The organism is Bradyrhizobium sp. SK17 (genome assembly GCF_002831585.1).
GTDB lineage: Bacteria > Pseudomonadota > Alphaproteobacteria > Rhizobiales > Xanthobacteraceae > Bradyrhizobium.
This window is the reverse complement of sequence record NZ_CP025113.1, coordinates 1,074,101-1,086,619: the sequence shown is the minus strand read 5'-3', so window position 1 is coordinate 1,086,619 and position 12,519 is coordinate 1,074,101. Positions and strand designations below refer to the sequence as shown.

11 protein-coding genes are annotated in these 12,519 nt (G+C 65.0%); 7 read left to right on the top strand and 4 right to left on the bottom strand.

Annotated elements, in window-relative coordinates; translation table 11 throughout:
• Window positions 1–120: 120 nt before the first annotated feature.
• Window positions 121–888, top strand: a complete 768-nt coding sequence (locus tag CWS35_RS04985) for a dienelactone hydrolase family protein (RefSeq protein WP_100951099.1) — start codon at window positions 121–123, stop codon at window positions 886–888.
• 24 nt (window positions 889–912) lie between these two features.
• On the opposite strand, the gene CWS35_RS04980 is transcribed toward CWS35_RS04985, so the two are convergent.
• The 3 genes from CWS35_RS04980 to CWS35_RS04970 all read right to left on the bottom strand — a co-directional run bounded on the left by CWS35_RS04980 (window position 913) and on the right by CWS35_RS04970 (window position 3,056).
• A complete protein-coding gene (locus tag CWS35_RS04980; RefSeq protein ID WP_100951097.1) occupies window positions 913–2,025 on the bottom strand; it encodes a helix-turn-helix transcriptional regulator in 1,113 nt (370 codons plus the stop codon).
• Window positions 2,026–2,140: 115 nt separating this feature from the next.
• Window positions 2,141–2,545 (bottom strand): TfoX/Sxy family protein, encoded by a 405-nt coding sequence (locus tag CWS35_RS04975; RefSeq protein WP_100951095.1) that lies wholly within the window; start codon window positions 2,543–2,545, stop codon window positions 2,141–2,143.
• A 211-nt stretch (window positions 2,546–2,756) separates the two neighbouring features.
• Window positions 2,757–3,056, bottom strand: a complete 300-nt coding sequence (locus CWS35_RS04970; protein WP_024584519.1) for a hypothetical protein — start codon at window positions 3,054–3,056, stop codon at window positions 2,757–2,759.
• Window positions 3,057–3,342: 286 nt separating this feature from the next.
• Between CWS35_RS04970 and CWS35_RS04965 the strand changes: the two genes are divergently transcribed.
• The 3 genes from CWS35_RS04965 to CWS35_RS04955 all read left to right on the top strand — a co-directional run bounded on the left by CWS35_RS04965 (window position 3,343) and on the right by CWS35_RS04955 (window position 6,008).
• Entirely contained in the window at window positions 3,343–4,530 is a 1,188-nt protein-coding gene (locus CWS35_RS04965; RefSeq protein WP_157817075.1) for a hypothetical protein, read from the top strand.
• A gap of 345 nt (window positions 4,531–4,875) precedes the next feature.
• Window positions 4,876–5,652, top strand: a complete 777-nt coding sequence (locus CWS35_RS04960) for a hypothetical protein (RefSeq protein ID WP_100951091.1) — start codon at window positions 4,876–4,878, stop codon at window positions 5,650–5,652.
• Window positions 5,652–6,008 carry a hypothetical protein gene (locus CWS35_RS04955; protein WP_100951089.1) on the top strand — a complete coding sequence of 119 codons (357 nt, stop codon included), beginning with the start codon at window positions 5,652–5,654 and terminating at the stop codon, window positions 6,006–6,008. The genes CWS35_RS04960 and CWS35_RS04955 overlap by 1 nt, the downstream gene beginning before the upstream one ends.
• A gap of 24 nt (window positions 6,009–6,032) precedes the next feature.
• On the opposite strand, the gene CWS35_RS04950 is transcribed toward CWS35_RS04955, so the two are convergent.
• On the bottom strand, window positions 6,033–6,632 hold the full coding sequence (locus tag CWS35_RS04950) for a TetR/AcrR family transcriptional regulator (RefSeq protein WP_168226270.1): 600 nt from the start codon (window positions 6,630–6,632) through the stop codon (window positions 6,033–6,035).
• A gap of 108 nt (window positions 6,633–6,740) precedes the next feature.
• On the opposite strand from CWS35_RS04950, the gene CWS35_RS04945 reads away from it, so the two are divergent.
• The 3 genes from CWS35_RS04945 to CWS35_RS04935 all read left to right on the top strand — a co-directional run bounded on the left by CWS35_RS04945 (window position 6,741) and on the right by CWS35_RS04935 (window position 12,440).
• Window positions 6,741–7,778, top strand: a complete 1,038-nt coding sequence (locus CWS35_RS04945; protein ID WP_210202770.1) for an NADP-dependent oxidoreductase — start codon at window positions 6,741–6,743, stop codon at window positions 7,776–7,778.
• Between the two features lie 280 nt (window positions 7,779–8,058).
• Window positions 8,059–9,294 (top strand): efflux RND transporter periplasmic adaptor subunit, encoded by a 1,236-nt coding sequence (locus tag CWS35_RS04940; protein ID WP_245438877.1) that lies wholly within the window; start codon window positions 8,059–8,061, stop codon window positions 9,292–9,294.
• Window positions 9,291–12,440 carry an efflux RND transporter permease subunit gene (locus CWS35_RS04935; RefSeq protein ID WP_100951087.1) on the top strand — a complete coding sequence of 1,050 codons (3,150 nt, stop codon included), beginning with the start codon at window positions 9,291–9,293 and terminating at the stop codon, window positions 12,438–12,440. Before CWS35_RS04940 ends, CWS35_RS04935 begins: the two co-directional genes overlap by 4 nt.
• Window positions 12,441–12,519 lie beyond the last annotated feature (79 nt).

Here is a 12,519-nt window from a genome sequence, read left to right as displayed (position 1 = left end):
GCGATCCTTTCGCGATGCCCGGAGACGAGCCCGATGAACGACCCTACCGGTCGCGTTGTTCGGCATGATATAGCGGCACCGCCCGGCCGAAGCGAAGGCCGCAGTCGAAGCGAGGTTTCGATGCCAGCGATCAGCCGACGGAGCCTGCTTGGCGGCCTTGCCCTGCTGGCGGCGACACCTTCGCTTGCCGCTGCGACGTCCGAGACGCTGAGCGTCGACGCCGATGAAGGCCGCGTAACCCTCAATCGTTTCGCCGCAGCGCGTCCCGGCAAGCGGCCGGCCGTGCTCGTGCTGCACGGCTCGCGCGGCTTCGATCTCAGGCCGCGGGCCTATCAGCGTTATGCCGACGCACTGACGGCTGACGGCATCGACACCTATTTCGTTCGTTACTATACGCCGGCCGACGAGCAGGCCTTCGCGGCGATGCAGACGAGCGCGCGCCGCGAGGTCTACGAGGCGGGGCGCTTCGATGTCTGGGCCGCGCGGGTTTCGTCGGCTTTGTCCGCGGTGCTGGCGGGCGCGGACAGTTCCGGCCGGGTCGGACTGCTCGGCTTCTCGCTCGGCGGCTATGTCGCCGCGGCCGCGGCGGCCCGCGACGCGCGGGTGTCCGCGTTGGCCGTGCTGTATGGCGGCATGCCCGACAAGATCGCGCCGCAGGTCAAGCACCTGCCGCCGCTGATCGAATTGCACGGTGATGCCGACCGCAACGTGCCGCTTGCCAGCGGTGAGGATCTCGTCAAGCTCGGCAAGTCGGTCGGCGCGGCGGCGGAGATCGTAAGGTACAAGGGCAAGGCGCACGGTTTCGACTTTGCCGACAATGATCCAATGACCGCCGATGCCGTCAGCCGCGTTGCGGGCTTCTTCCAGGCGCGCCTGAGCGAGGCTTGAGGCCATGCCTCGATGCCGCGCGCGCTAGCCGGCAGTCGAACCCGGCGGCATTTTTGTCCCGGCGAGCAATCCGGCCAGCTCGACCTGGCGGCCGAGCCCGGTCTTCGCCAGCACGGCCTTGAGTTGGTTGCGCACGGTCTCGCGGGAGATGCCGAAAGCGCCGGCGATCGCCTCGACGGTTCGTCCCTCGCCGATGCCGCGCGCGACGCGCGCTTCCGCCGGCGTCAGGTCGAACAGGCCCTGCAACACTTCCGCGGTGGGCACTTCCGCCGGCACCACCGGCGTCACGATCACGATCGCCGACGCGCGGTCGAACAGGTCGCGCGCCGCGCCGTGGATCGGGACCAGATGCACGATCAACGGCGGGCGATCGTCATGCGCCGCGATCGGCACCGAGCGGACCTCCGTGCTGACGAGACCCTGGTCGAGCACGGCCAAGGCCTGGGCGAACAACGAGTCCGCGGCGGTCGCCGCCAGCGCGAGGCGATCGGCGCGATCCTGCATCACGTCGGGCACCAGCCGATCGAACAGCGCGTTCGCCGCCATCAGGCGGCCGCCGCGCCGCAGCACCGCCGCGGGCAGGCCAAGCATCGCCAGCGACCCGGTGGCCGCTTTCGCGCGCTCCATCCCGAGCCGCGCCGACAGCAGCGCGGCACGCGCCAGATGCGGGCGCAGTGCATCGAGTTGCGCGATCGCCTCCCGCTCGATCGGTCCGTGCTGATACTCGCGCTCGACGCTGTAGATCAGCACATCGCCGCTCGGCACCGGAATCGCGGTGCCGGCACCCCATCCGAGCCCGCGCGGTCGGAAGAACTCGCGGATCTGCAAATCCTGCTGGACCTCCTCGGGCGTATCGAACACGTCGATGTCGCGCAGGAAGCCGGCATGATTGGCCGCGAGCAGGCGCGGCAACCGCCCATTGCGCTCGTGCCAGCCGCCTTCGACATAGGCGACCGTATCCTCGTGCATGTCGGGCGATGCGACCCAGCGGACGTCGTGCGGGGCTGCGGTCAGCAGCACGATACCGCGCGCCTTGGCGATCCCGCCTACCCGATGCAGGACGTCCGGCCACAGCTCAGGGAGGACTGCGGCCTCGTAGGCCAGTTCGATCAGATGTTCGTGCAGGTCGTTCGCCATCGGCCATCCAGGACACTATGTTACCCAGTAGACAAACCCATCGACCCCGGAAATATTGCGTAGAGCAATTCCGCCCGGCTCACGAGTCCGGGCCATTCCGGGGCGCTCGACGGCATCATGACGCTGTCCGGCGTTTCGCCGGCTTTGCGCGCGATTTTCGCGCCGGCGCAGTGGCTCGTCCTCGCTTGGCGGCGACCCGATGCGCGGCGGCCAGCCCGGCCTGCGCCCATGCGACGAGTTCGTCGGGTTCATCCAGCAGCCGCTCCGGCACACGCCAGAATGCCAGGTCGATGGTCGTACCGTTCTTGGCATAGTTGAGCGGAGGGCTCGTCGCAGCCTCCGCGAACGTCTCGCGATTTCGATCGTCGACCCGCACGTAGGGCGAATTGTCGGCAACCATCCCGAGCATCAGGCCGTCGCAGAATACGCCGGTCTTGCCGAACATCCGCCGCATCGTGAGCTGGCCAAGCGGCGCGAGTTGCTCGCGCAGGAATTCGGCAAAGGCGATGCTGGCAACCATTCCCGGTCTCTCAAGGCAATCAGGATCTGCCGAATGATGACCGGAACCTCAGCCTCGGACAACCGCTGTGATGCGATCCGGAGCGGGAAGGAAAGCCTGGGGTGTTCGTGTTTGGGAAAGGATGGATTGGCGCGAAGCGCTAGGGGAGCGCGGAGAGGTTCTCGCGGGAAGCTGTTGGGAGAGCACCTCGGTGCTCTCCCGACAATGGCACTTAGTTGCAGCCGCAGCCGTGCGAGCGACCGCCGCCCAGGATGCCGGACAGGATGTTGGTGTTCTTGAGGCTGATCGGCAGGATGGCCGACACGTTGGTCTTGTTGCCGTTCAGGACGTTGACACCGCCACCGAGCACGTTGACGTTGTTGAGGGCGTTGACGTTGAGCGCGGAGACCGCGGTCGTGATCGGAGCCAGCACGGAGCCGATCAGGCCACCGCCACCGCCACGGGGGCCACCAGCGAAGGCCGGCGAGGCCATGAGCGAGGCGAGAGCGACGGCGACGATATACTTCTTCATGACTTCCTCCGTTGTTATCGAGCCAAGCTGTTGCTTGGTGGCCGCCACTATCCACGCTCCGGATTCGACTACAACTTGAAGTGGTTTTTTACTCTAATACTTAGCGTTAACCATGTTATCAAAATCCCTGATGGCTTCATTGATACTGATAATCCCATCAAAAACGCACGGGCGCCGGCAGGCTCGGACGAGTGAAATCAACCAGAAATTGCTGATTTAACGGCCGATTAATCATGATTGCCGACCCTGCGCATGGAGGGTCGGGTGCATGATTCGGCGTGCGTTGTTGGCGGCAGTTGTTGTTGCTTCGCAGTTCGGCGTCTCCGCAGGTCTTGCGCAGACCGCTCCGGCGGCCGAGACGGTAGCGGTCAATGCAGGTTCGATCGGCCTGCGCACGGGTTATGATTCCAATCCGACCGACATTCTCGGGGCTCATGGCAGCCCGTTCGCGACGCAGACGATCAACTACGATTACCTGCGTGGCTCGCTCCAGGACGGCATCATCGGGCTCAACGTCAAGATCGCCGACACGCAATACGATCCGAACGTTGCGGCGCCCAGCACCACCGCCATTATCGCCGCCAGCGGGGCGATCGAGCTTGCACCGAAGCTGGCGTTGCGCACCACGCTGACGACGTCGGTCGACGACAACTGGGCGCGCCGCTCGCACGGCCTGCAACTGCGCAACCGGGTCGAGTACGACACCACCGACTTCAGGTTCTTCGCCAACGTCGACACCGGCATCAACTCGCTGAACGAGCGCAACATCTTCACGCTCGGCGACTTCCTGCCCCAGGACGAGAACTTCGTGACGCGTACGTTCATGCCGGGCTTTGCCTACAAGTTCGCGACCGGCGAGATCGGCTCGTCCGTCGCTCTGTCGCGCGTCAGCTACCTCGCCACCGACCTGTTCGGCCTCGATCGCAGCCATGACATCGTGCAGCCGAATGCGTTCGTGACGGTGAAGGCCAATGGCGTCGAGGTCGAAGGGTCGCTGTCGCCATACTTCGTCAGGTACGACACGACCGATTTCGACGACGTCAAGCAACTGCTCTACACCGCCAAGGTCAAGTATCAGACGGGGGCATGGACCTTCGGCGTCGGTTCGTCGCGGACCATTCAGGACACCACGCTGTCGTTCGCGTCGCTCGACGTCGGGCTGTCGCACGAGGCTTCCGTCAGTTACAAGTTCGACGACAAAAACGCCGTCAGCCTGCTGACGCGCTATCGCCGTGACGATTACCTCAACACCGACCTGTGGAGCACGACGTTTCTCACCGGGTTCGATTTCGCCCACGATTTCGGCGACGGATATATCGGCACCGCGGGAGCCTCCGTCCGGCAGGTCCGGCGACCCGACGAGGTCCAGCCCTGGGCATTGAACGTGCAGATCGGGTTCCAGAAGAAGCTCGATTTCGGCGACGTGCCGAAGGCGGCCGATGCCAAGGTCGCCGAGGTCAAGCCCAAGACCTGATGTATTGGACCTGATGTATTGGACCTGATGTATTGGACGTGACGATCGAGACGTGACGAGTGAGCTCGAGCGGTCGCGACCTCGCGATCTCCACCTCGCAATCGCGACAATTGGAAACGTTCGGAAGCGTTACGAAACGTATTCGGCGTCAAATTGCCGATGCGTCGGGCCAACGTGACACGTCTGCAACGCTGCTCGCGATCATGCGCCCATGAACATCCTTTAATTTGTGTTCGAGCAATTCATCGCGCCAGTTTGCGAGAGCGACGACGACGCAAGCCGATCCCATCGCGCTTCAGCGGATGTCGTTCATTCGAAGCGCGATGGAACTCGCAGGAAGGGCCGATGATCAGCCGCAGGGCGCTTTCCGGACTATTGGTGACGCTGGTTGGACCCTCCTCGGTTGCCGGCAACGCGCTGGTGCTCGGCCACTGCCGGGGATCGTGTGCGAATATCGATCTGCCGGCGCTCGGCTACGATACGTTTTGCCAGTCGTTCTTCGACATCGCGGCGAGCGGAAGGCTGAGGGCGGTGGCAACCGGCCCCGAGATTCGAAGGGAGATGCGGTCGCTGTTCCGGGAGCGGCGGCTCTATCGCCCGTCCCACGACGACATGCGGATCTTGTGGCGCGACGCGGCCGACGGGTTCTCGGTCGTCAAGGTCGAGTTCGATCTGGAATGTGGCGTGCCGGTGCGCGGATGTCTCGGAGTTCCCGATGGCGAGCTGAAGGGGTTGATCCTGCTCGGCCATGGCATGGCGAGCACGCCGGAGCGGTGCTTCGATGATGCCGACAAAGACTACATGAACGCGCTCGGCAAGCAGCTGTGCCAGGACGGTTACGCCGTCTGGTGTCCCTACATCGTCCAGATCGGGAATCTCGAGAGTCAGAACAATATCGCCGCGATGCTGGCATCTCACGGCGTCTCCGCGCACAACGTGTCGTGCGCGTCGATCGACGCAGGCGAAATCGTCTGCAGGAAATTGACCGGGGTATCCGGCCTGAACGTCGGTGTCTATGGAGTGTCCTGGGGGCCTTCCTCGCGCTCCATCTGGAGGCTGCCACCGGCCGGATGCGGCCGACCGTCGTCTCCGGATACATGCGTGACGAGAAGAAGTTTCTGATGTCGCCCGTGATCAGCAAGAACCTCGGCATCGAGCTTGCGGCTTACATCCACTTCAGCAATGGTCGTGCCAAATATACCGGCGCAGAGCTGGCGTGCCTGACCTGTCCGTGTCCGCTGTTCGTCGAGATCGGCAATCGCGACGCCGCAAACACGACGGAACTCGGACGCGACGAGAAGTTCGCCGAAATGCAGTCCGTCTATGCGTCGTCAGGTCATCCGCATTCGATCGAGATGGCGGTGTTCGACGGCGTGCACGAGGTCGGCGGCACGCGCGCACGGCCATGGCTGTACCAACAGCTGACATCGCCCGCCTACCAGGTCACCTCGCGCCTGAAGAACGCCGTTGCGCTGTGAAGATCGCGATGCGCCGTCATCGCCTCATCCGGCGGCGCGCCGCCTGGTCAGGCTGGACTCGACCAGCGCGATCAGCTCCCGTCTGAACGGCGGCGAGGCCAGCAATCCAAGCCGCGCCGCGTCGTGAACGGCGCCGGCCACGGCGGCCGCGAGAACCTGCGCGGCGATCTCGGCATCCACGGCGGCGTTGCCTCGCCTATTGACGATGAAGAACGCGTCGCATCCCTTCCGGTACTCCATCTCGAACCGGCGATGCGTGGCCTCGCTGGCCGCGTCGCGCGGGGCTTCCTCGAGCAGCACCCGGTGCGCGGCGGGAAACCGACGATGCACCGTGATCATGCCGTCGACAAACGCGGCGATGCGGCGCGCGCGAGGCGTTGCCGTGTCGGTCGACGCGCGCAGCACCGCAAGCACCTCGTCGAAGTGACGGCGCCGGACCGCCTCGACCAGCGCCAGCTTGTTGGGGAAGTACTGATACAGCGATCCGATGCTGACGCCGGCCGTCTCGGCAACCGCGTTGGTGGTCGTCGCGGCCCAGCCGCGCTCGCCGAGAATGCGAGCCGCGCTCTCGAGGATGACCTCGATGGTGGCGCGCGAGCGGGCCTGTCGTGGCGCTTTCCGCATCGTGCTCGTCGGTTTCGGAATGCGAGTAGTCAGGCGCGGCTCCCCGTGAATAATGTGAGCGAAGTACTCACATTTCATCCGATGGACCAACCGAGTCAAAGGATATTGATGATGCGGGAGATCGCGCGCGAGGTCAGGCTGAAGATCAGGCCGGAGGGACTGCCAGGACCGCAGCATTTCGAGCTGGTTGAGGTGCCGCCGCCGGTTGCAGGTGCGGGCGAGGTGCTGGTGCGCAATCGCATGTTCCTGGTCTCGGCCTCGCTCCGCCAGATGGTGAGCCAGGGGGCGGAGGATGTGCCGGGGGTCCCGTTTCCGGCGCTGCGTCCCGGCGACGGGCTGCGCGGCGAGGCGATCGGCGAAGTCGTGACGGCGCCGCCGACCAGCGGCCTGTCGCCGGGTGACATGGTGCAGCACATGTTCGGCTGGCGCGATTTCGCTGCCGTTCCGGCCGCGCAATGCATCAGGTTGCGGATGCCGCTGCCCGATCCCCTCGGTTACCTCGGCTATCTCGGGCATGGCTGGACTGCCTATGCAGCGCTGACGCGTGGCGCGCAGATCCGTACCGGCGACACCGTTTTCATATCGAGCGCCGCGGGGGCGATTGGCTCGATGGCGGGGCAGATCGCTCGTCTGTTGGGCGCGGGGCGCGTGATCGGCAGTACCAGTGCATCGGCGAAAGCGGATCGGTTGGTCGCCGAACTCGGCTACGACGCCGCCGTGATCCGCGGTACCGACAAACCCTTCGTCGCGCAATTGCGCGAGGCCGCGCCCGACGGCATCGATGTCTTTCTCGACAATGTGGGAGGCGAGCAGTTGCAGGCCGCCGTTACCGTTGCGCGCGACAACGCCCGTTTCGTCATCACGGGGACATTGTCGGGGCAGCTTGCGACGACTGGAACCGGGCGTGTGGCGCCCGTGGCGCTGGACTCCACCCAGATCCTGCTGCGCAAGATCACGATCCGCGGCTATAGCGCCGACGACAATCCGGAAGCACGCGACGAGTGGTTCGACCGTCTGTCCGATTGGTGCCGCGCCGGCGACATTGCGCTACCGCATATCGTGATCGACGGGCTGGAGCAGGCCACGCTTGCGCTGGCAGATTCCGCCCAGGGCCGCTACTTCGGCATGGTCGTCATCAGGCTTTGATCGCCTGTCGGGCTGACGGCTGTCGATTCCTGTCACGCGATGCACATCGTGACCGGTGAAATTGCGTGCCAATCCGCGACGGCCGCGCCTCTTTCGTGTATCCGCCGTCCCTTCAATCCGTTGTCGTCAACCTGAACCCGGAACCAGGGTTACAGGATTGTCGGATCGGACCCATTATGATTTGCTGCAACGCATCTTGCCGATCCCTGACCTTCCCGGGTCTGGGCACGTCGACGTCATATCCGTCTCGTAGAGCTTGTTAGCCGAAGGGTTGAGCAGCATGAGTGGTGCGGAACGAAGCTGCGGTGGATTGGCGAGGCTTCTAATATCGGCGGGATTGGTGGTCGCGGGAGTTACGGCAGGCCATGCGCAGGCGGGGCCGCCCGGACCTCCGGCCGTCGGTGTGTTCGAGGCGGTAAAGCGGCCGATCACCGAATCCAACGAGTTCCTGGGGCGCGTCGAGGCTCCAAACCGCGTCAACGTGGTGGCACGCGTCACGGCCTTTCTGGAGAAGCGGAACTTCGTCGAGGGCGCCGAGGTCAAGGCCGGCGACCTGCTCTATCAGCTCGAGCGCGGCCCGTTCGAGGCCGACCTCGCATCGAAGAAGGCACAGGTCGCCCAATTGCAGGCGACGCTGGTCAACGCCAAGCTCACCACCGATCGCGCCAAGGCCCTGCTCGGCGGGCCGGCCGGCCAGCAATCGAGCGTTGACGCAGCAGTCGCCAACCAGCAGAGCCTCGAGGCGCAGGTGCAGGCCGCCCAGGCGCAGGTCGACCTGTCCCAGATCAATCTCGACTACACCATGATCCGCTCGCCGATCGACGGCAGGATCGGGCGTACCGCAGTCACCGAAGGTAACGTCGTGACACCGAGTTCGGGAACCCTGACCACCATCGTCAGCCAGGACCCGATGTATGTCACCTTTCCCGTGTCGGTGCGCGAGTCGCTCGAGCTGCGCGAACGCTACGTGACACGCGGCGGGTTCAAGGCCGTCGTCATCCGGCTGCGCCTGCCGGACGGCCGGCTCTATGAGAAGACCGGCGAGCTGAATTTCGTCAACAACACGATCGCGCAGAACACCGACACCATCTCGCTCCGCGGCACAATTCCAAACCCGTCGCTGTACAATTCCGCCGAGACCGGCGGTGCGGTGCGCGAGCTCACCGACAACGAGTTCGTGACCGTCCTGCTGGAAGGCGTGCAGCCGGTCGAGGTGCTCGCGATCCCGCGCTCGGCGGTGCTGTCGGATCAGGAGGGCGAGTACGTCTACGTCGTCGGCGCGGACAACAAGGCCGAGCAACGGCGGATCAAGCTTGGACAGTCGACCTCGACGATCGCAGCGGTGACGAGCGGCATCGCGCTCGGCGACAAGGTCGTGGTCGAGGGATTGCAGAAGGTCAAGCCGGGCGAGGTGGTCGTGCCGGGACCTGCCAGCGCCTTGATCCAGTCAAGCATGAAGGTTTCGGCGGACGGCGGCGCCAGCAGCACGCCGAAATCGACGGGCAACAACCCATGATCTCCGCTGTTTTCGTCGATCGTCCGCGGCTTGCGATTGTCATCGCGTTCGTGATCACGATCGCGGGCGCGCTGGCGCTGATGCAGATCCCGGTCGCCCAGTTCCCGGACATCGTGCCGCCGCAGGTCACCGTCTCGGCGGTGTTCCCCGGCGCTTCCGCCGAAGTGGTCGAATCGAGCGTCGCCCAGCCGCTGGAAGCGCAGGTCGTCGGCGTCGACAAGATGCTCTACATGAAGTCGACCAGCGGCAATGACGGCAGCTACACGCTGACGGTCTCGTTTGCGCTCGGCACCGACCCCGACATCAATACCGTCAACGTCAACAACCGCGTGCAGAGCGCGCTCGCGCAATTGCCGACCGAGGTGCAGGCGCAAGGCCTGACCGTGCAGAAGAAATCCTCGGCCGTGCTGCAATTCATCGTGCTGTACAGCAAGAGCGCCGAGCAGGATCCACTGTTCATCACCAACTACGCTATCATCAACGTGCTTGACGCGATCTCGCGCACGCCGGGCGTCGGGCAGGCGTCGCTGTTCGCCAAGCTGAACTATTCGATGCGGATCTGGTTCGACACCCAGCGGCTGACCAGCCTCAATCTGGCACCGTCGGACGTGATCGCGGCGATCCGCGCCCAGAGCGTGCAGGCGCCGGTCGGCCGCATCGGCGCGCGTCCGATCAGCAACGACCAGCAGTTCCAGTTCAACGTGCAGACCCAGGGCCGCCTGACGACGTCCAAGCAGTTCGGCGACATCGTGCTGCGGGCCAATCCGGACGGATCGGTGCTGCGGATCCGGGACGTTGCAACGGTCGAAATCGGTGCGCAGAACTCGGACTCGGAGTCCCGGATCGATGGCAATCCCGGCGTGCCGATGGGCATCTATCTCGCGCCCGGCGCCAATGCCGTGACCACGGCGAAGGCCGTGCAGGCCACGCTGGCGAAACTGTCGGAGCGGTTCCCGCCGGGCCTGACCTATCTCGTGCAGTACGATTCCACGACCTTCGTCTCCGATACGATCAAGGAAGTGATCAAGACGCTCGGCGAGGCCTTCGTGCTCGTCGTGATCGTGGTGTTCCTGTTCCTCGGCAATCTGCGCGCCACGGTGATCCCGGCGGTCGCGGTTCCGGTCAGCCTGATCGGCGCCTTCGCGGTGCTGCTGGCGCTTGGCTATTCCGCCAACACGGTGTCGCTGCTGGCGATGGTGCTGGCGATCGGCATCGTGGTCGACGATGCCATCGTCGTGGTCGAGAATGTCGAACGCGTCATGGAGGAGGAGCCGGAGCTGTCGCCGGCCGACGCCACCAAGAAGGCGATGACGCAGATCACCGCGCCGATCATCGCGATCTCGCTGGTGCTGCTCTCGGTGTTCGTGCCGATCGCGTTCATCCCCGGCATTTCCGGCACCCTGTTCCGCCAGTTCGCGGTGACGATCAGCGCCGCGATGGTGATCTCGGCGCTGAATGCGCTGACGCTGTCGCCGGCGCTGTGCGCGGTGTTCCTGCGCCATGGTGGTCCGCGGCGCGGCATCATGGGGCGGGTGCTCGACGGCATCGACTGGGTCCGCGACGGTTACGCCGGCGTGGTGCAGCGGCTGGTCCGCGTCGCGGTGTTGTCGTTGGTTGCGGTGCTGGTGTTCGCCGGCGCGGTGTTCGGGGTGTCGAAGATCACGCCGACGGGCTTCCTGCCGGAGGAGGACCAGGGTGCCTTCTTCATCGCGGTGCAATTGCCGGACGGCGCGTCGGTGGCGCGCACCAGCGAGGTCACCAAGCAGGTCGAGGCATTGCTGAAGAAGAATCCGGCGGTCGACCACGTGCTGTCGATCATCGGCTTCTCGCTGCTCGACGGTGCCAGCGAGCCGAACTCCGCCTTCATGGTGGCGCGCATGAAGGCGTTCGCCGACCGCAAGGCCACGACCGAATCGGTGCAGGCCGCGATTGGGCAGACCTTCGTCGGAGGTTCGCAGATCCGCCAGGCCTCGGTGCTGCCGTTCAACTTGCCGCCGATCATCGGGCTCTCGACATCAGGCGGTTTCGAATATCAGCTCGAGGCGCTGGAAGGGCAGGACCCGGCTTCGCTCAGCAGCGTGATGGGCGGATTGATCGGCGCCGCCAACCGCAACCCCAATCTGACCCGCGTGTTCTCGACCTTCACCGCGACCAATCCTTCGGTCTATCTCGACATCGATCGCGCCAAGGCGCAGGCGCTCGGCCTCAACATGGCCGACGTCTTCACCGCGCTGCAAGCCACGCTCGGCGGCATCTACGTCAACAATTTCAACCTGTTTGGCCGCACCTGGCAGGTCAACGTGCAGGGCGATGCGGCCGACCGCCGCGACATTCCCGACATCTGGCAGATATATGTCCGCAACACCGGCGGCGAGATGGTGCCGATCCGATCGATCGCAAGCTTGCGGATCGTCACCGGCCCGCAGGTGATCACGCGCTACAACAATTATCGTTCGGTCACGGTGAACGGCAGCCCGGCGGCAGGCGTGTCGTCGGGGACTGCGATCGCGACGATGGCCGATCTCTCGAAGTCGACGTTGCCGGCCGGCTACTCGTATGAATGGACCGGCACCGCCTATCAGGAGCAGGCGGCTTCGGGACAGACCGGCATCATCCTCGCGCTGGCGGTGCTGTTTGCCTATCTGTTCCTGGTGGCGCTGTATGAGAGCTGGACGATTCCGATTCCCGTGCTGCTGTCGGTGACGGTCGGCGTGTTCGGGTCCTATCTTGCGATCAAGCTCGCGGGGCTGAACCTCGATCTCTACGGCCAGATCGGCCTGGTGGTGCTGATCGCGCTGGCCGCCAAGAACGGCATCCTGATCGTCGAATTCGCCAAGGAGCAGCGCGAGGCCGGCAAGCCGATCGTGGAAGCCGCGACGACGGGCGCGCAGATGCGCTTCCGCGCGGTGATGATGACTTCGATCGCCTTCATCCTCGGCCTGCTGCCGCTGGTGGTCGCGAGCGGTGCCGCGGAGATCAGCCGCCGCGCGGTCGGCACCGCGGTGTTCGGCGGCATGCTGGCGGCGAGCTCGATCGGCATCTTCCTGGTGCCGATGCTGTTCGTCACCTTCCAGGGCTGGCGCGAGGGGGTGAAGAACCGGTTCGGCCGCAAGGGACCTGCTTCGGAATCGACGACGCACTCGTAAGTGTCGATGCGAGGGACTGCGACGCCGCAGGCTTCAATGGAGACGAGCGCTGTATTCGTCGGGGAGACAGCGCTCGATC